This window comes from Cellulomonas septica (genome assembly GCF_012396155.1).
In the GTDB taxonomy this organism is placed as follows: domain Bacteria; phylum Actinomycetota; class Actinomycetes; order Actinomycetales; family Cellulomonadaceae; genus Cellulomonas; species Cellulomonas septica.
On the sequence record NZ_JAAXOY010000003.1, the window covers coordinates 13,525 to 32,523 of the forward strand.

Below are 18,999 nucleotides of genomic sequence, written 5' to 3' on the forward strand. Positions count from 1 at the left end.
GCAGCTGGACCTCTTGCAGCGCGGTGCTCTCGCACTTGGCCTACTCGTTCGCACTGCTTTGGTCTGGCCGTCGGCGCAGGAGCGCATTGACGCTCTCTCCGGTGCTCGACGACGAGATCGCTCTCCGGACCCGAGAGGTCAACCGGAGAAAGGGACGGCGACGCCGTGCGAGGCGTCCGATGCGTCGACGCGACCCTCGCTCCACGGCGCAAGCACGGTATTCCATCGAGCCATCGCCGTGCCCTTGTGGCCCTCGAAATCGCTAAAGGCCCAGATCTCGCCGGGCTGCGCGTCATCTGGGATCGGAAAACCAACCAGCCGAACTCGACCCGCTGCCCACGCAGGGAGGAGCACGTCTGCCTCCGCCAGGGGAGGTGAGGCACCAGGAGTCGGCACAGCGACGAGGGCGCCCGCCCGTACAGCGCCGCACCGCCAATCAGGCTGGTAGGCCTCGAGGAACGGGCCGCACGCGACACGAAAGGGGCACGTCGCGCATGTGTCCTCGGCCGGCCGCCCCTCGAGCGGCGCACCGTGAGCAGCAGCCTGAAGGTCGTCGAGGACCCGGAGCGCGGCCCTCTCGATCTCCAAGACCTCACTCTGACGGACCTCGATCTCTTCCTCCTCACCGTCAGCTGTCCTCACTGCTGCGCGCGTGGGAAGTTCTCCGAGGTCGAGCTGCACCAACCGGCAGTAGAAGAGGAGCTGAGTTCGCTGCGCGTCAGTCATGGACTGCTGCCAGACCCCAGTCTTGAGGTCCACAACGCGCAGTCGGTCGGTACGCTCGACGACGTCGGGCCGCCCAGCGAGTCGCGAACCACCGGGCTGCAGCCAGCGCTCGCGCCATGGAAGAGGTGGATGCACCTCACCGCTCGCCTCTGCCGTCCTCAACTTCTTCGACGGCCCTACGAAGGCGGTGGGCCCGTGTTGGGGCCGACCCGACTTCCAGCCCTTGGCAAGTTTGGCCCTCGTGAGCGCCGCGCCGGGCCAGTTGTTGACTGCCGGCGGTGTCGCCGGCGCCCATTCCTGCGCGAGTTTCGTACGCGCCTTCGTCGTCTCCTGGTCCCAGACCACGTCGAAGGACATTCCTGCCCCGGCGCGAGCAGCAACAGCATGTGCAGCGGTGCCGAGCGCGGTACGGAGGCCGCTGCGGCGGAGGTGGCGCCACTGCGGATCCATCCCGTACGCAGCGCGGAGCGGACAGGCTCGGTAGGTCGCCAGCAGAGTCGCCGACACGTACGACGGCGCGGACGGCTGCGGCTGTGGCGTCGAGATCGTCACTGCAGATGCGGCCAGATCGACAGCGGATTGCGGCGGAAGTCGCGAACGTCGCGCCACGTCACGGACTCGAAAGTGTCGCTCGCGAGCACGTGCGCCTCCGCCTGCTCACTGACGAACCAGTCCGGGTCGCACCGCCACAACGGGTGGGCGAGGAGGACGCAGCGGCCGCCCCGGGCGATCGCCGGCACCTCTCCGATCATGCGTGCGTGGGCGCCCCCGAGCGCCGCCGCGGACGGAGCGAGGAGTTCGGTGTTGGCCGGCAAGGATCGGCCCACGGTCAACGCCCCGCCCGCAACGAGCTCGAGAAGGTCGATGGCGAGCCGCCAGTCGAGGTGGGCATGGCGCCGCGAGTTGTCGTATGAGCGGAGGCAGTCCGGGCATGACAGGTCGCACGTCCGGCCGTGACCGGTGTTCTGCCACCGGTCGATCGTGTCCGCAAGGGTCCTGCCCAACAGCGGTTCGAAGACTTCCGGGCGCCCGAGCTCGGCGGCGTAGCCGGCACCGTTCTCGGCCGTGTCCGCGAGGTAGATGGCTGCGGCGACCTGTGACTTTGCGTCGGGCTCCTCGGAGGCCATCAGGGGGACACGGACCGGCACGAGCCCCACGGTGAGCTCGCCGGGATCCAGGTCGAGGACGTCCTTCGCCCCCCTGCGAAGCAGTTCGGCGAGGGAGGTGTAGGCCGCGCGCCCTGAGGGCTGGTCGTGGAGGCCAATGGCGCCAGTTGGGATCGACAGTCGCTTTGGTGTCACGAGCAGGGCATCGGTTACGCGAACTTCGCCGATGGCCTGCAGTCGGAGTGCGCCGGGCTTGCCTTGGCTCGCGAGGATCGTGCCGTCGGAATCTGGCGTGAAAGTGAAACCCTGCTTGAAGTTGTCATTGACGGTGACGAGACGGCTCTGTTCGTACAGTTCGAGGTCGACTGCGAGGAGCGGGTTGAGCGCTGAGAATGCGCCGCCGACGGAGAGTTCGGGTGCCCCCGCCCCGGAGGGCATGTCGCTGTCATCGTTGAACGGCCGGGCCTTGTACGTCGTGCGGAAGCCTCGAGGCTCATAGACGTCGAGCATGGTGAGCGGTCCGAAGCAGGCTTCGCAGACATCGCCCGAGGGACTTAGTTGGCTGCGCCCGCACTTGTCGCACCGGCCGAGAGTCTTCGCGGTGCCAAGCGGGTCGAGCGCCTGGACGCTCTTGCCGAGCGGGCGGTAGCTCGCGAAGCCAGCAACGGTGTGCACCAGACCGTCTTTGACGACCTCGGCGCCGGGTGCGAAGGCGCCGATCGCCATGTCGAGCGAGCGGTCCGCCACAGCATGGTCTGCCAGCCATGTCGTGCTCCTGATCGGTTGATCCCACAGGCTCCGTACGCGGGTTGGGAACCCGAACATCGGCAGGTGGCCGTAGCGCGCCAGTGCGGCGCTGAGCTCGGTGTCCGAGCTGCCAGCCTCGCTCGCGACCACGGCGTCCACGGCGCTCACGAGGTCGCTCTTTACCCAGGAGACGATGTCGTCGACGTGTCCTTCTTCGAGGGGTGTGTGCGCCGCGAGGCGCTCAGCTACGGGCCGGACGCTCTTGTCTGCTGCGAGGAATGCAGCGACGGCGGTTCGGTACTGGTTCCATTCGTGGGTCTGACCGAACGTCCCGTGGTTGCTGCTTGCAGTCCACCGCGGGCCGTCCGGGAGCGTGAGGAAGGCCGCGCGGAGGCATTCCGCGGCGATCACGCGCTGCACGATGCGGCGGCGACTGAGGTCAAGGAACGGCTGCGGCGGGATGTCGCCGGTGATCCTGCCCGGTCGCTGGAAGTAGTACTCGTCGTGGCTTCGATCTCTGCAGAGCGTCAACGCGTAGCTGAAGGCCTGCCTCCCGCGTCCCGCGCGGCCCACGCGCTGCTGGTAGTTGAACCGCTGAGGCGGCATGTTCGCCATCATCGTTGCGCGCAGCGATCCGATGTCGACGCCTACCTCCATCGTCGTTGTGACGGAGAGGACGTCCAGCTCGTCCGGAAGGGGGTGCTCGGTTCTGGTGAACGCGCCCTTGAACCGGCGCTGGCGGCCGCGTTGCTCTGATAGCGGCTTGGTCTGTCCGGTGAGCTCCGCAACTGCCAGGCGGCGCGGGTCCTGGTGCGCGAGCCACGCGTAGTAGTCGTTGAGCTCCTCGTCGAGCGGCTCCTCGACGAGCGGACCACGGTGGCACTGCCTGTTGGCGCAGACACCGCCGCTGGGATGCAGGTGGATGTAGTTGCACTTCTGGCACCGCCAGCGTGTGTCACCTGCGGGGACGACAACGAGCGACGTCGCAGCTGACGCGGTCATGAGGAGCCATCCGGAGACTCCTGCAAGGGCGGCCGGCGTCGCGGCCAGGCGTTCGACCTGCGCGAGCACCTCTTGAGCCGGCGATTCGAGATGGCCAGCTGCGGCTTCCACGAAGCGGCGGACCGGCGCGGGCATCACTGCTTCCGGTTGCACGCCGCCGGCGCTGCTCTCGTCGTGTCGCTTAAGGGTGCCGAGGATGCGGATGACGGAGTCGAACACCTCGCGTTGATGGTGCGCGGATAGGGGTCCGTCGACGCGTTCGAGGTCCGCCACGGTGATGCGAGCGATGCCGACGGACTCGAGGTCGCGTCGGGCGCGGTCGTACATCGCCTCGACGACGGACGCTCGCAGTTGCTTGAGGAGCTTCGCTTGGCCCTGCGCCACGATGTTGCCTGACCACGCGTCTGGCGAGGGGGGCGGGAAGGCCCGGTACCACGGCGTGGTGCCGTGGAGTGTGTCTTCCAGGTAGTGGTTCCACGGGCTAGTGCCGCCGGGATTCACTCCCAAGGCGACCAGCGAGGAGCTCACGCGCTGGAAGAGATCGCCGACCGGCACGGTGACTTGCTGACCGAGCACCTCGTACGCGGCCTCAAGCGCCTGACGCTGCGCTTCCGTGAGATCTTGGCCGTATTCCTGGCTGGCTCTGGCAAGTTTCGCTAGTCCAAGGCCAGCGGCCTTGGCAGCTTCTGGCGTCATCACGTCGAGGAGGGCGGCCGGGTCAGGCGCGCGCCCCACCTCGCGGCGTAGAACCTGGCGTACGAGGTCCCTGTGATGGTTACGGCTCACACCGGCGGCGGTTCGTGCTGCGTCGTCGCGACTGTCGGTGAAGACAATGGTCTTCGCATCGACGATGGCGTCGCGCCCTTCCCGTCCCAGCGCTAGCGAGCGGATCAGTTGCGACAGGTACAGCTCGGTGGCGGCGGCGAGACCCGACGTGTGCGCGCGGATGGGCGAGCGCACCCTGCCTGAACGGAAGGCGGCGCCGTCCTGCTGCTTGGCGTCGAACCCGCAGGACGGACAGCGCGTAGGCAGGGCGGGGACTCGGTCTCCCTCTCCGGCGTTGGCGACTGTGACGGCTACGCCACTGGGCGCTCCGCCGGCGGCGGAATCGAGACAGCCGAGCGCGGGGTCCCACCCGACTGCTTGGAAGGCGAACTTCAGTCCCTGTGCGGTCCAGTCCTTGCCCGGCGGCAGGACGCCGGGACGGTACCACGTGTAGTGCTCCCGCGGGCGGAGGAATACCGGCTTGCCGCTCTGCCACTCATCGATCGGCCCAGGTCCGAGCAGCGTCTGCTGTCCTTGGCGATCGAGAACGTAGCCGCCGAGACTGGCGTCTCCGCACTCGTAGCAGTAGAGCAGTTCGAGCACGCGACTGCCGCATGCCGAGCAGGTGTTGACGGGTGCCGTGTACAGCTTGCCGACTGTGCGGGTTTCGGATGCTTCCTCGACGCCGCTGCAATGACGATTCGAGCAGGCCCACATGCCTCGCGGGGTGCGGACGAACGCGTGCGACCGTATGGGGACGAACGGGCCGGCCGTCGCTGTCGCGGCTGGGGCGTGGGTCGCGAGCCCTTCCAAGACCTTGCGCATGAGCGCGTCCTTGTCGAGCTCGGTTGGGAAGAGCCGCCGAGCGAGGTCACCGACTGGTGTGGCGCGGAGGCGCCCAGATGCGGGGTCGGCGCATGCTCGTGCGACGAGCTGTGAGACTTCTTCAGGGGTACGCGTCCCGTGTTCGACCTCGTCGCGGGAGAGCGGCTTGGGCTCGGGTAGGTGAGCGGGCTCGCCGGGCTCGATCTGGAATCTCTCTCGGCGGACGCCGAAGAACTGCTCGAGGTACTCGAGACCGCCCTGCGATACGTCGAGGGACGCTGACGTGCCGATGATCCGCAGTTGCGGGGAGTCAGGGTCAAGGCCAAGTCGGCGCAGGAGCGAGCGGACGACCATGGCCACTTCGCTTCCCTGCGTGCCGCGGTACAGGTGCAGCTCATCGACGACGAGTGTGAACACGTTGCCGGCGTCCGACTCGAGCCACTGACGCGTCTTGTCGAAGATGGGGGCCTCGAAAGAGCGCATCATGATCGTGTTGAGCATCGAGTAGTTCGTGATCAGCACGTCCGGTGGACTCGCGATCATGTCCCAGCGGGTCAGCATCTCTCCGCCGCGGGGGTCTTGGAACTGACTCAGGTCGATGAGGTCGTCCGACCTCTTGCCCGCAGCAACGGACTTCTCGTTTGCCTCCCGCAGCGCCTCGTACTCCTTCTCGAGGCCGCGCACACCGGCGGCGACTTCAGCCGCTGCGCTCTTTGACGGCTTGACCCCAGATCCTTCCGTGATCCCGGTGTATCGCCCGAACCAGACCGGCGCGTGAGGCGACTGCGCGCGCAGTATCCGCACAGCTCGTCGTAGGCGCGTCATCTGGTCCTCGACCAGTGCGTTTGTCGGATAGAGCACCAGCGTGCGGACGGCCGCTGGACGGCTCTCCGCGTGACGGATCGGTACCCACTGAGGGTCCGCTGCCGACCACCACCAGTTCGCGCCGGCTTGGTGACCCCAGGACCGCGACTCCTCCACCAGCCTGAGCAGGACCGGGAGCAGGAACGACTCCGTCTTGCCGGAGCCAGTTCCCGAGGTGACGACGACGTCGCGAGTACCCAGGGCATGGCGGATGGCCTGGGCCTGGTGCTCTCGAAGCTTCAGGTCTGCCGGGTCAACGGCCGGGAAGACGGCCTGCGCGACCCGGCGCGCCGTGTCGGGGCTGACGCCGACTACTGGCGCCAGGTCCAGAAGAGGGACGACGTTCGGATACGGCAGCACGGGCTCGAGCAGCACCTCGCCCACGAGCGCGCCGGGCTCCTCCAAGAGCGCCCGCCGCTCACGCATCAACGACTCGTCTGCAAGCCAGAACGCCGTGTCGAAGTACTTGAGGTACGCCTCGCGGAGGTCGTCCGCGAGGTGCAGCGGGTTGGTCGGTTCCATGACGGGCACCTATCGCGAGAGAAGCGTGGTGAGCAGGTCGGCCTGCTCCGAGGTGATCGAGGAGTAGACGAGGCAGCGACGCTTGATCTCGCCCCCTGTGAGCGTGGTGGCTCTCGGGAGGATGCCGCTGGCCAGCACAGCGGCTCGCTCGTAGAGCCCTGGTAGGTCCGAGCCGAGCGGGACAGCGAGCAACCCGTGCTTGGCCACGTGCATGACGAGAGATCGTCCGAGCGCGTTCGCTGCGAGGTGCTTCACGAGGTATACGGAGGCCTGCACTGCCTCACCGGCGGTGACATCGTCATCCGAGCGGAAGATGTGCAGCCTCTCGAAACCGCGCGTCAGCCGGTACGCACCTGGAAGCGAGACATCACTCGTCTCGACCCAGGAGGCTGAGTCCACGACGAAGCGTTCCGCCTGGCCGTAGCCGGGCATTGGCCGTCGTGGCAGTTCCGCGGCAACCGCTGACAGCGGCGGTAGTGCGCGAAGCATGTCGTCAGTTGCGTCCCAGACCACGCGCGCGAGCCCGGTTTCCTGCGCGGCCGCGGTGACCGCCGTGGCGTCGACCCCGTCGACGAGGCGACGAGAGGGCTGGCCGTCAGCATGCTCGCGCCGTAGGCGACCTCGGTCCAGGCCAGCGGAGTCGAGCAGGTCGTCAATCAAGGAGTCAGGCCAGAACCCTACGAACTCGACCGAGTCGGAGCCTCGCGGAACGAGGCAGGAGGGCGAGACCTCCCATCGGTCCAATGCGCCATCGGCGGCACGCTCGATGGCGACGTGGCCGAGTGCCTCGAGGCGGCCCGGAAAGCCGTTCGTGAAAAGCGCGCTGCCGTCGATCTGGGACGCGATGGACGTTAGGCCAGCGGCTTTCCCCCCACCCAGGTGCATGATCGCGTCGAGGGCAGCGTCCCAGAGCCGCCCCTGCGCGTGTTCGACGGGCGGCAGGGCGGCGACCTCGACGTGGCCGCTATCGCCGGCCACAGGCTTCCTCTGTGCATGCCTAGGGATCCAGCCCGGCGATCGCTTGACCAGTCCGCAGTACTTGCAAACGCCGTCGATGTACTTCGGCTGCCAGCCGCCCATGAACGTCGGATACACGAGGTAGTGGGCGCCGGTCACGACGCACGACTTGGGGTCTGGCGTGCCGATGCGTACGACAGGGGCGGGCGGCGACTCGCCCTTCGGCTTCCACACCAACGACCTCGCCGCCTTAGAGATGGCAGCTGGTCGCGCCGGGTTGTCGCCCTCCGCGGCTGCCCCGTCGATGAACACGTCAGGCACGACTCCGTCGAGTTCGCGGGCCGTGAGCATTGCTACGGGTCCGCCGGGGCTGGTGAGCCCGTAGACCAAGCGTGGGGCCAGCTCCCAGCCCGGATCTGTCTCGTCCGCCGAGCGGAGCCTGACCGTTGCCTGCTGGAGTGGAGACTTTGCCTCGCCCGCGAACAATGCGACTCCGTAGTCGCCGACGGGCAGTCCGGCATGAGCCAGATCTACGACGAGTGCACCACCTTCACTCGTCCATCGGTGCAGCTCGTTCTTACGGTCATCGCCATCGCTGAGAACGATCGAGAGGTGGGCTGCCGATTCCACTGATGCCCTGAGTTCTGGTGGTGCGACAACAGACCACTTGCGGATCCGCGAAGGGATCCTCATGCCGCCAGCGATGGTGAGCTGGTCGCGGGCCAGCGGCACGAGTTCGTTGTACGGGGTGCCTCCACCGGGTGAGCTGAACAGCTGCACGTCTGAGACGAGCGCCCATCCTTCAGGTAGGCCGGCGAGATGCGTGTGGACGGTGAAGCCCGGACGTGCGCACGTCTCAAGGATCTTCACGACGTTCGCGGCGATCGGACGCCCACTTGCCGACGTGCGCACGAGCACCATGCTGTCGACGTTGAGCTGCAGGCGCTCCGCCTCGACGTAGGCGGCCTGGAGCTCGTCAAGCACTAATGGCACGACGCTCCTGGGATGGTGCAGCATCGGCCGGTCAACGGCGGCCACGGTGCGGAGCCTGACTACGCCCTCAAGCACAGAGCTGACGTCGATGTCGCCTGAATAGCTCGTCCGCCAGACGTTCGCCGCTGCCGGCACGAAGCCAACGGGCATCCACTGACCGTTGGCTGACTCCACCTCCACGCCGGAGGCGACGTCGTCATCCGCGGCCGCGCGGACTGTGAGCGCAAGGTCGAGGCTCTCTCCCATGAAGCCCCGCCGTAGCTGCGCCATCAGGGCAGTACGTTGGACGGACGAGGCCAGCGGCGTCTGTCCGACCTCGACCGTGCCGTCCCATCCGGCAAGCTCGACTGCAGCGACCGTCGCGATGCGTTCCCTTGCTGATCCCCTACCCCACAGCTTCTTCAGCAACGCCGAGATGGGGCAGGACTCGCTCGCGAACCAAGCGTCGAGATACCGCTCCAGCGCTTCCGGAGCCATCTCACTCCCCGCGGGCAGGCCGTACTGCGCGAAGAAGGTGGGGAACCTTCTCCGGTCGCCCTCGCGCACCAACGCCTGCGAGACCGGGAGACCGACGTAGCGAAAAGACAACGAGTAGGCGGTGGGCGTCCCCCGCCGACCTTCGAGTCGCTCCAACCATCGGTTCAGGTCGCCCCAGAGCTGCTCGGCGCGAGCCATGTACTGCGAGCGCACGTTGTGAGAGTCGGCGGGCAGTCCTAGCAAGGTGCTCAGACGCGCGTAGTACGCGTTCTGGCTGAATCCGTCATCCGCTGCCCCCATCTCCTCCGCTGCCAGCACGGTGAGGGCGAGGAAGCCAAGGCCCGGAGGTGCGGCTTCGACCTCCCGTGATAGGCGCCAAGCGTCTTCGCGCCGCATCAAAGGAGTCAGCGAGAACGGGCCACCTGCAGACGTCACACCTAGGACGGCCTCCCGTAGGCCGTCTCGCGCATTGCCTTGATAGCCCGCCTGGGCGGCGATCGCGGCGAGCACATCCGCTTCAAGGTCGAGATACGCCGGCACGGCATCGGCTGTCTCGGGATACACGACCTTGGCGATTGCAGCCGTCCAGCGCTCGTATTCCAGCCACTCCTCGCCCACCGCTACTCCCACCGTGTCGATCTCCGATGCCAGGATGGTGGACCCAACCGCTGACATGGAAGGCTTGCGATCGGCTATTCCAGGCCTCGATCCGCCGTAAGGCTGGACAAGTCACCCGTTGCGCGTACAGGGCAGGGGAGGATTTCAGGTCGCGATCCTTAGCCGAAAGCCTTACCACTACGACACCGCGTCCGTGATCGTGGGGCTGTGACGTTCAACCGACCTCGGCGTGCGGGATCGCGGCCGGAAGGACCTCGCGTGCCCCGAGTACGAAACGGTCGCGAGTTCGGGCGCGCGACCTGGTCCACCCCCACGCTCGTGCGTCTCGACGGTCCGACGACCTCCGGCACCCCTCCCGGCCACCGCACTCGAAGCGGCGGTACGCGAGGCGGTCTGCGTCGTGCATTGCACCGCGACCCCCTCGACGGCGACGTTGAACGGACACTCCGCCTCGCCAGCTGACCGACGTCCCGACGTTCGCGACGACGCTGCCGTCGACGCCGAGATCACCATCGACCAGGTCGCGGCCTATCTGGCGATCCAGTCCACCAAAGTGGGCCGGTGTCCGCCCCAGGCGCCCGCTCCCCACTTGGTCCGGCTCAGCGAGTACTTCCGCCTCGTGGCTGCCCGCGTCGTGGCCGACTGCCGCTTCGGGTGCGCACGGCGGGCCAATGAGCGGCGATCCGTAGAGGGCCCCGCAACGGCGAAGGGCCCCACGTCCGCATGATCTTGCGGGTGGGACCCTTCGACTGGCGGTAGCGGTGGGATTTGAACCCACGGTGGACTTTCACCCACACACGCTTTCGAGGCGTGCTCCTTAGGCCGCTCGGACACGCTACCTCGCGGAGAAGAGTACCCGGTCGGAGCCGCTGCACCGAATCGGCCCCTCGGCGGACCGCGGCTTACCGTGGGGACGTGAGCGATGCCGTCCTCGACCCCGCAGGCACCCTGGCCGACGTGGTCGACGTGCTGCGCGGCCGACGCCTCGCCGTGCTGACCGGGGCGGGCGTCTCGACAGACTCGGGGATCCCCGACTACCGCGGCCCGGACTCGCCGCCGCGCACGCCGATGACGTTCCAGCAGTTCACGGGCGACGACCGGTTCCGGCGGCACTACTGGGCCCGCAACCACGTCGGCTGGCGGCACGTGGGCCGCACGCAGCCGAATGCCGGGCACCTCGCGCTCGCGCAGATGGAAAGCGATGGGACGGTGCTCGGCCTCATCACGCAGAACGTCGACCTGCTGCACGAGGCCGCGGGCTCGCGGAATGTCATCGACCTGCACGGACGCTACGACCGCGTGGTCTGCCTCGGCTGCCACCGCGTGATCCCGCGCACGGAGCTGGCCCAGCGGCTCGAGGAGCTGAACCCGCACTTCGCCGACGAGGTCGCCGACGTCGAGATCGCGCCCGACGCCGACGCCGTCATCGAGCGGACGAGCCACTTCGTCGTCGCTGACTGCGCGGTGTGCGACGGGATGCTCAAGCCGGACATCGTCTACTTCGGTGAGACCGTCCCGCGTGAGCGGGTCGAGCGGGCGTACGCGATGGTCGACGACGGCGACGCGCTGCTGGTCGCCGGCTCGTCGCTCCAGGTCCAGTCGGGGCTGCGGTTCGTGCGGCACGCGGCGCAGACGGACAAGCCGGTGGTGATCGTCAACCGCGGCACGACCCGCGGCGACCGCCACGCGACGGTCACGCTGCACGCCGGCACGTCGGAGACCCTGACCGCCCTCGCATCGACGCTCTGACGAGCGACCCGCCGCGCGGACGGAGTCCCGCCCGACGGGGTCAGCGGTCCTTCAGCGCTGCGAGGGTCCCCGGACGGACGAGCGCGGCGACGGTGACGACGGCCAGACCTACCGCGCCCGCGAGCGCACCTCCGCGCGTCACCGACGAGAGCGCGACCCCGAGCGGGGTGTCGACCGCGGCGACCGCCACCGACGCCGCCAGTGCAGCGCCCCAGAGCACGCCGAGCACGGCGACGCTCGCGCCTTCGACCCACCGGATGAGGACGCCGCCCGCGTAAGGCACGCCGAGCGACGCGTACAGCGCGGCGCGGCCCCTCCGGGTCCAGGCGACGACGAGCCAGAGCAGCCCGACGACGGCGCCCGCAGCGCCGGCGATCCACCGCGTCGGGCGTCCGTCCCAGGCCGCGACGGGGTCCTGCGCGAAGGCGCCGGCAGGCAGCCGGTCCGAGACCGCGACGGCGGAGTCGGGGCGCTCCCCGAGGAGTGCGGGGAGCGCGGCGCGGACGTCCTCGCGGTACTGCGCGTCCACCTGCACGAAGCAGTGGTCGACCTCGCCGGTCGGCGCCTGCAGCAGGAGGATGCCGGTCGACGCGCCTTCCGACAGGCGCTCGAGGTTCGACACGGCGGCGACGGTCAGGACGGCCGACGGCGCACCGACGTGGTCGGCGTCCTCGGCTTCGATCCGGAGCCGCGAGCCTTCCTGCCAGAGCCACCTCTCGCTCACGACGGTCGACGCCACCACCTCGTCGCCGCCGACTCCGTCGACTCCGAGGATGTCGAGCACACCGGCCGTCGCGGTGACGATCGTCTGCTGCGACTCCGGGCGGCCGACGAGCCGGACGGCACCGGGCTCGACGCTCACTCCCGCGGCGGCCGTGACGCCCGGGACCGCTTCGAGCGACGCACAGAGGCCCGCGTCGAGCTTGCCCTCGCTCTGCCGCTGCACCACGAGGAGGTTGCCCCCGGAGTCGAGGTACTCGCGCTCGGCGGCGAGGATGCGTGCCCCGGTCACCACGTCGGCGACCAGTGCGCCGCCGACGACGAGCGTGGAGATCGCGACCACGCCCGCGAACAGCAGTGCGCCGTCGCGGACGTTGGCGAGCCCCTCACCGAACGATGCTGAGGCCCGCCAGCGGCGACCGACCGACGTCCAGGACCGTGCGCGAACCTGGGTCTGCGTCATGCCGCGACCACCATCCCGTCGACGATCTGCACCACGCGGTCGCACCGGTCGGCGACGTGCGGGTCGTGCGTCACCACGACGACGCCGGCGCCGCCCGCCGTCGAGAACAGCGCGTCAAGGACCACGTCGGAGCTGGCGCGGTCGAGCTGACCGGTCGGCTCGTCGGCGAGGAGGAACGGCCGACCGGCCGCCAGCGCACGAGCGATGACGACGCGCTGCACCTCTCCGCCCGAGAGGAGACGGGCCGGATCGGCCGCTCGCACGCCGAGCCCGACGGCGGTGAGACGCTCCATCGCCTCGGCGCGCGCTTGGACCCGCGGCATCCCCCGGGTCAGCGCCCCGACAACCACGTTGTCGAGGGCCGAGCGCTCGGGCAGCACGTTCACGGTCTGCAGGATCCAGGCGGAGACGTCCGGCAGCCGGACGCTCAGCCCCTCCACGAACGCGCGGCCGGCGTCGGGACGCACCAGCCCGCCGAGCACGGCGAGCAGCGTCGACTTCCCCGACCCGGAGGGCCCGAGGATCGCGACGCTCTCGCCCTGGTCGACGACGAGGTCAGCCCCCACGAGCACCGGCTGTGGCGACCGGGGGTACCGCACGACGACGTTCGACGTTACAAGCCGCACGCGACCTCCAACGTGATCCGGCCGGGGTTGGCCACGACCTCCGCGAGCGCCGTCTCGGCCGGGAGGTGAACCGTGCCGACGCCGCCTCCGACCGGCTGGACGACGACCGGCTCGGCGTCGGCCGACGAGTACGCGCACAGCGACCCGTCGGCGCCCTGCACGAGCGCGGACGCGGGCACGACGGCCACCTGCTGCGCGTCGACGGCACGGACCTGCGCGACCCCCTCGAGCGCCGGCGCGAGCGCGCCGCGCACCAGGTCGACGTCGGTCTGCGTCGTGACGGTGCCGGAGCCGGGGGTGTACGGCACGACGACCGTCCCGACGACGAGCTCCGCGGAGTCGCCGAACTGACCGGTCGGCGAGATGCCGCCCTGCGGCTCGGTGACCACGACCGCGGCGTGGCGGGCAGGCGCGCGCAGCACCGGTGCTCCGGGAGCGACCTGCGCTCCGACAGGTGCCAGCGACTCCGCGACCGTGAGCGCGTCCGGGCCCACCCACACGATCGTCGAAGGCTCGAACGTGCTGACGCCCTTGCCGAGCCCCGCGTCGACGTTGAACCGTTCGACGGCTGCCCGCATGCCCCGTCCGTACGTCCCGTCGACGGCTCCGCGGTAGTAGCCGGTGGCGGCCAGGAACTCCTGGACGCGCGTGACGTCGGCGCCCGCGTCACCGACGCCGATGCTCCGCCAGGGTGGTGCCGACGACGTGAGCGCACGCAGCGGACGGTCGTCGACCCTCATGACCTCGACGCCGTCGTCGAGCACGGCACCCGCGACGGGTCCGGCGGTGACCGTGCCCGTCGCCGAGGTGGCGACCTCGCGACCGGGCGCGTCGCCGAGCTCCACGGTGACCGCGGCCTGTGCCCGGACCTCCTGCTGGGTGACGGCCACGACGACGGGCGCGACGTCCGCTGCCGCCTGCGTCGGGTTGTCGGCGCGCGCGACCAGGGCCCAGGCGCCGAGGACGAGGACGGGCACGACGAGAAGGACCGTCAGCAGGAGCCAGGGCGCAGCGGAGCCGTCGTCCGACGTGCGGGGTCGGGCCGCGCGTGCGCCCGCCACTCGGTGCTCGGTCGGCTCGCTGGAGGGGCCTGCACCGTCGGACGGCCTCGACCCCTTCGACGCAGCGCCGGTCGAGGCGGTCACCCCTGCCACGTCGGGTACCCGATCTCGAGCACGCAGTCCGACTTCTCCGTCTCGAGCAGACGGAACGCCTTGTCGAGGAGGTCGTCGAACGACTCGTCCTCGGCCCAGTCGACGCCGTACTTGGTGAGGCACGTCCGGAGTGCCGGCGTCAGCGCCTCCGCCCGTCGGTCCTCGAAAGCCCTCACCTCGGGTCCGGTGGCTTGCCAGAACGCGTCGACGAGGCCCGCGTATCGCTCGTAGCACTTGTCCGCGTCCGCCAGGACGGTGTCGTCGTCGTTGGGCACCGTGATGGAGTAGACGATCTGGGTCTTTCCTTCGCGCATCTGCGGCCCTTCCACGTCGATGACGGCACCCGTGCCGCGCATGCATTCGAGCGCCTTTCCGATCGCCCGCTCGTATTCCGCGTAGTCGACGGATCGATCAGCCAGAATCTCCGCCTGAAGGTCGTCGTAGCGGTCGTCGTGCGATTGTTCGACCACCGTGTCGATGAGGGTCGTCTCCGGGTCGACGCTCGCCGACGGGGCAGGAGCGCCGCCCGCTGGCCTGTCGGAATCGGCCGCGGAGCACGCTGCACAGGCAGCCGCGATCGTCAGGGCGACGACGGCGGCACGCACCGAAGGGGCACGTCGGGTCACACGTCTTCCTCTCTCTTGGAGGGCGTGCGGGCCCGTGAGAACGCCACGGGCCCGCACGCACCGACGGTCAGGAGTAGCGCTCCCAGTACTTGAGCTGCTCGTAGTAGGCACGGTGGTGGCCGTTGAGCACGTCGTTGCCGTACGCGGCGGCGCGCCCGTCGCCCGTCTTGACCGACCAGGGGGTCCACGTCGTCGCCGCCGAGCCCGCACGGACACCCGCCCGTGCTCGCGTCGTCACGCAGCCCATGATCGTGTCGGTGTAGGCCATGTACGAGGTGTGGTTGGCCGCGGTGATACTGCAGTACGCGCCCGCCGAGGCGGACGGTGCCACCGCGACGGCACCAGCGCCCGCGACCAACGCGGCACTCGCGAGCGCGATCATTCGATTCCTCATGCGACTTCCTCTTCCGTGAGGTGGAATCTGACGACGCGGACGCTAGCAAGGAATGACGACATGCATTGATGCAGGTTTTCTCGTCACCGCAGATGTGAATTCAGCGCAAAGGCACTTGACCCTAGCGCACGACGTCAAGGCCGCGGCGGTTATCCACAGGCCGATCTCGTCGCCCCGCGCCATTACAACGTTGCGTTCTTCACCAGTTGACGCGGATGGCACGGCCCCCGCGGCGGCGGGTGGTTTGTCCACAGCCTTCGGCAGGCTCGCAGATCGTGTCCGCGATGCGAGACGGAGGGCAGCCGCCGCTCCCCGGACGCTCAGCGGACGACGTGGCCGTCGCGGTGGGTCTCGAAGAAGCGCTGGAGGAGCAGGCCGCACTCGTCGGCGCGCACTCCCCCGACGACCTCGACGCGGTGGTTGAGGCGGCGGTCGCGGACGACGTCCCACTGCGACCCGCACGCGCCGGCCTTCGGGTCCCACGCGCCGAGCACCAGGCGGGGGATGCGGGCCAACACGGTCGCCCCTGCGCACATCAGGCAGGGCTCGAGGGTGACGACGAGCGTGCAGTCGTCGAGACGCCAGCGGCCCAACCGGTCCGACGCGGCACGGAGCGCGATCACCTCGGCGTGGCCGGTGGGGTCGTCGGTGGCCTCGCGGACGTTGCGGCCGCGGGAGACCACGTCGCCGTCGGGGCCGAGCACGACTGCGCCGACGGGCACGTCGCCGGTCGCGACGGCACGGCGGGCCTCGTCGAGCGCGAGGCCCATCGCCCATGCGTCGGCGGGCTGCACCGCCCGCCGGGGACCGTCCGTCATGCTCGCCATGATGACGCAGCACACGCTCCCCGCGGGGACCTTCGCCACGTCCACCAGGTGGGACTGCCGGTAGGTTGTGCGCATGCGCCTGCACGTCGCGGACCACCCGCTCGTCGCCCACAAGCTCACGGTCCTGCGGGACAAGGGCACGCCCTCGCCGACGTTCCGGCAGCTCGTGGACGAGCTCGTCACGCTCCTCGCGTACGAGGCGACGCGCGACGTGCACGTCGACACCGTGGAGATCGAGACGCCCGTGACGACGACGACCGGCGTCAAGCTGGCCGATCCGCGTCCTCTGGTCGTGCCGATCCTGCGCGCGGGCCTCGGGATGCTCGACGGCTTGACGCGGCTGCTGCCGACCGCGGAGGTCGGGTTCCTCGGGATGCAGCGCGACGAGGAGACGCTCGAGGCCGTCACGTACGCGAACCGGCTGCCCGACGACGTGTCCGGCCGGCAGTGCTTCCTGCTCGACCCGATGCTCGCGACCGGCGGCACGCTCGTCGCGGCGATCGACTACCTCCTGGCCCGCGGGGCGCGCGACGTCACGGCCGTGTGCCTGCTCGCGGCTCCCGAGGGGCTCAAGGTCGTCGAGGAGTTCGTGGGCGACCGGGCCGACGTGAAGGTCGTCGTCGCGGCGGTCGACGAGCGGCTCAACGAGAAGGCGTACATCGTCCCGGGCCTCGGCGACGCGGGCGACCGGCTCTACGGGATCGTCTGACCCTCCTCGACCCCGTCGGGCGACACGACCTCGGTCCGGTGCGCGCGGCGACGGCCGACTGATTCGCGACGCGTACCCGCTCTGGCGGCTTCCGCATCCTGAGACACCACGGTCGACCCCTTGGGCAGCACGGCTCCCGGTGCGAGCATCGCGCCTCGTCGACGGCTCGGGGGACGCAGTCGACGCACGCGCTGCCGGACCACCCGCCGGTCTGGGGGACCCGGGAGGTCCGGCAGCGCGACACCCGCGCACCGGACACCGAGCGGTCGCGCTCCGTGTGCGGCGACGAGCAAGCACCGCTGAGGGCGGGCGACACGCAGGGGCGACACCCCGGGGACCGGCCGGCTCGGGTCGCCGCGCCGACGACCCCGGCCTACCGTCGAGGGCATGCGCATCGCGATCGCCGGCGGGCACGGGAAGGTCGCGCGCCTGCTGTCGCGCACGTTGGCGGCACGGGGTGACGTCCCCGTCGCGCTGATCCGGCAGCTGGGCCACGTCCAGGACGTCACGGAGGACGGCGCCGAGGCGGTCGTCCTCGACCTGGAGCGCTCGAACGCACGCGACGTCGCCGAGGCGATCGCGGGTGCGGACGCCGTGGTGTTCGCGGCGGGTGCGGGTCCCGGCAGCGGTGCCGAGCGGAAGGACACGGTCGACCGCGGCGCGGCCGCGCTGCTGGCCGACGGCGCCGAGCTGGCGGGCGTGCGGCGGTACGTGCTGGTGTCGTCGATGGGGGCGTCGTCGGAGCCGCCGCCCGGGACGGACGAGGTGTTCGCGGCCTACCTGCGCGCGAAGGGTGCGAGCGAGGAGGACCTGCGGTCGCGCGACCTCGACTGGACGATCGTGCGCCCGGGCGGGCTGACCGACGACGACGCGCAGGGCCGCGTGCAGCTCGACGCGCACGTGCCGCGTGGCTCGATCCCCCGCGCGGACGTCGCCGACGTGCTCGCCGGGGTCCTGCACGCGCCGCTGACGGCCGGGCTGGTCCTCGAGCTCACCGAAGGCGTCGTGCCGGTCGATGCGGCCGTCGCCGCGGTGGTCGAGCCGGCGGACTGAGCGCCGAGCCGCGCAGGCGGCGCGTCAGCGGGGGATGCTCGCCGAGGACACGACGGGCTCCGTGCGGAGCGTCACGACGCCGATCAGGTACTGGTCGCCGTTGGTCGTCGCGGACAGCGACGACACGTCGCCCGAGAGCGTCGCGGGCACGAACGCCTTGGCGTCGACGCCGAGCGAGTTGGGCCACCGCCAGCCGTGCGCGGTCGAGTCGAACGCGTTGTTGACGCCGGAGCCGGGCGCGGTGCCGTCCCAGCGGACCGGGATCAGGGGGCGGTTGCCGTCGAGCAGCAGCCGGTCGCCGACGGCGGTCCGGTCGCCCTCCCACGCGACGACGCCGATGCGGGCGCTCGTGCCGGCGCGGGCGGCGAACTCGAAGACGGGCGGGGTCGCGGTCGTGCCGATCCACGCGGCGCCGTCGTAGACGGTGACGTTGGAGTCGGTCGACGGGTCGGCGTACACGACGACGAGCGACCAGCCGGCGTAGTAGGACCGGTTGGGGTCCTTGCTGGTGGCGCGGACGGCGATGTCGGCGACGGACCACATGCCCCCGCCCTGGGCGGCCACCAGGTCGGTCACGTCGACGAACGACTGGTAGTAGGCCCGTCCGGCGTTGTCGGTGAGGCGGTCGACGTCGCCGTCGGCGGCGCGCAGCGTCTGGTAGGCGGTCGCGGGGCCGCGGAACCGGACGACCGCGGGGTCGCCGCTCCAGGTGTCACCGGGGCCGATGTTGGCGGACCAGTAGAGGCCCGCGAACGCGATCTGGCGGCCGGCGGGCACGTCGAGCTGCGTGAACGACGACGTCCTGACGGCGGGGCGGGTGCCGTTCGCGCCGGGCAGGTCGGGTCCCTCGTCGAGCTCGACCATGTCGAAGCTGTTGTTGTCGCGGTCGCCGTTCTGCAGCGCGGGCACGCACGTCGTGAGCGTGGTGCGGCACGTGAGCAGCGGTGCGCCGACCTCGGTGACGGCCCAGCCGCCCTCGAACCGGGCGCGCGGGCTCAGGCCCGCGGACGAGGTGCTGACGTCGGTCGAGGCGCTGACCGCCGCGGCGCCGGGCGCCTGCGCGGCGACGACGAACG

13 protein-coding genes and 1 tRNA gene are annotated in these 18,999 nt (G+C 70.1%); 3 read left to right on the forward strand and 11 right to left on the reverse strand.

Annotation, left to right across the window (positions count from 1 at the left end):
* Nucleotides 1–138: 138 nt before the first annotated feature.
* The 4 genes from HGA02_RS00805 to HGA02_RS00820 form a co-directional block, all read right to left on the reverse strand.
* Nucleotides 139–1,335: a PD-(D/E)XK nuclease family protein gene (locus HGA02_RS00805; RefSeq protein WP_343035181.1), complete on the reverse strand. Its 1,197-nt coding sequence runs from the start codon at nt 1,333–1,335 to the stop codon at nt 139–141.
* Nucleotides 1,275–6,557: a DEAD/DEAH box helicase gene (locus HGA02_RS00810; RefSeq protein WP_168676519.1), complete on the reverse strand. Its 5,283-nt coding sequence runs from the start codon at nt 6,555–6,557 to the stop codon at nt 1,275–1,277. Before HGA02_RS00810 ends, HGA02_RS00805 begins: the two co-directional genes overlap by 61 nt.
* Nucleotides 6,558–6,566: 9 nt before the next feature.
* Nucleotides 6,567–9,602 carry a hypothetical protein gene (locus HGA02_RS00815; RefSeq protein ID WP_168676521.1) on the reverse strand — a complete coding sequence of 1,012 codons (3,036 nt, stop codon included), beginning with the start codon at nt 9,600–9,602 and terminating at the stop codon, nt 6,567–6,569.
* A 750-nt stretch (nt 9,603–10,352) separates the two neighbouring features.
* Nucleotides 10,353–10,442: transfer RNA gene (locus tag HGA02_RS00820), tRNA-Ser, on the reverse strand.
* 75 nt (nt 10,443–10,517) lie between these two features.
* Between HGA02_RS00820 and HGA02_RS00825 the strand changes: the two genes are divergently transcribed.
* Nucleotides 10,518–11,351, forward strand: coding sequence for an NAD-dependent protein deacetylase (locus HGA02_RS00825; RefSeq protein ID WP_168676523.1), 834 nt, complete (start codon nt 10,518–10,520; stop codon nt 11,349–11,351).
* Nucleotides 11,352–11,391: 40 nt separating this feature from the next.
* Here the strand turns inward: HGA02_RS00825 and HGA02_RS00830 are convergent, their stop codons facing one another.
* The 6 genes from HGA02_RS00830 to HGA02_RS00855 all read right to left on the reverse strand — a co-directional run bounded on the left by HGA02_RS00830 (nt 11,392) and on the right by HGA02_RS00855 (nt 16,161).
* Nucleotides 11,392–12,534, reverse strand: a complete 1,143-nt coding sequence (locus HGA02_RS00830; protein ID WP_168676525.1) for a hypothetical protein — start codon at nt 12,532–12,534, stop codon at nt 11,392–11,394.
* A complete protein-coding gene (locus tag HGA02_RS00835; RefSeq protein WP_168676527.1) occupies nt 12,531–13,160 on the reverse strand; it encodes an ATP-binding cassette domain-containing protein in 630 nt (209 codons plus the stop codon). The genes HGA02_RS00830 and HGA02_RS00835 overlap by 4 nt, the downstream gene beginning before the upstream one ends.
* Nucleotides 13,148–14,137 carry a peptidoglycan-binding protein gene (locus tag HGA02_RS00840; RefSeq protein ID WP_168676529.1) on the reverse strand — a complete coding sequence of 330 codons (990 nt, stop codon included), beginning with the start codon at nt 14,135–14,137 and terminating at the stop codon, nt 13,148–13,150. The genes HGA02_RS00835 and HGA02_RS00840 overlap by 13 nt, the downstream gene beginning before the upstream one ends.
* 164 nt (nt 14,138–14,301) lie before the next feature.
* On the reverse strand, nt 14,302–14,919 hold the full coding sequence (locus HGA02_RS00845; protein ID WP_168676531.1) for a type 2 periplasmic-binding domain-containing protein: 618 nt from the start codon (nt 14,917–14,919) through the stop codon (nt 14,302–14,304).
* Between the two features lie 88 nt (nt 14,920–15,007).
* Nucleotides 15,008–15,334: a hypothetical protein gene (locus HGA02_RS00850; RefSeq protein ID WP_168676533.1), complete on the reverse strand. Its 327-nt coding sequence runs from the start codon at nt 15,332–15,334 to the stop codon at nt 15,008–15,010.
* A gap of 320 nt (nt 15,335–15,654) precedes the next feature.
* Nucleotides 15,655–16,161 (reverse strand): nucleoside deaminase, encoded by a 507-nt coding sequence (locus tag HGA02_RS00855; protein ID WP_343035182.1) that lies wholly within the window; start codon nt 16,159–16,161, stop codon nt 15,655–15,657.
* A 73-nt stretch (nt 16,162–16,234) separates the two neighbouring features.
* Here HGA02_RS00855 and upp point away from each other — a divergent pair, with 73 nt between their 5' ends.
* Entirely contained in the window at nt 16,235–16,870 is a 636-nt protein-coding gene (gene upp, locus HGA02_RS00860; protein WP_168676535.1) for a uracil phosphoribosyltransferase, read from the forward strand.
* Nucleotides 16,871–17,257: 387 nt separating this feature from the next.
* Nucleotides 17,258–17,923, forward strand: a complete 666-nt coding sequence (locus tag HGA02_RS00865) for an NAD(P)H-binding protein (RefSeq protein WP_168676537.1) — start codon at nt 17,258–17,260, stop codon at nt 17,921–17,923.
* Between the two features lie 24 nt (nt 17,924–17,947).
* On the opposite strand, the gene HGA02_RS00870 is transcribed toward HGA02_RS00865, so the two are convergent.
* Nucleotides 17,948–18,999: hypothetical protein (locus HGA02_RS00870; RefSeq protein WP_210727994.1), on the reverse strand; the 1,052-nt coding region annotated here is incomplete at its 5' end.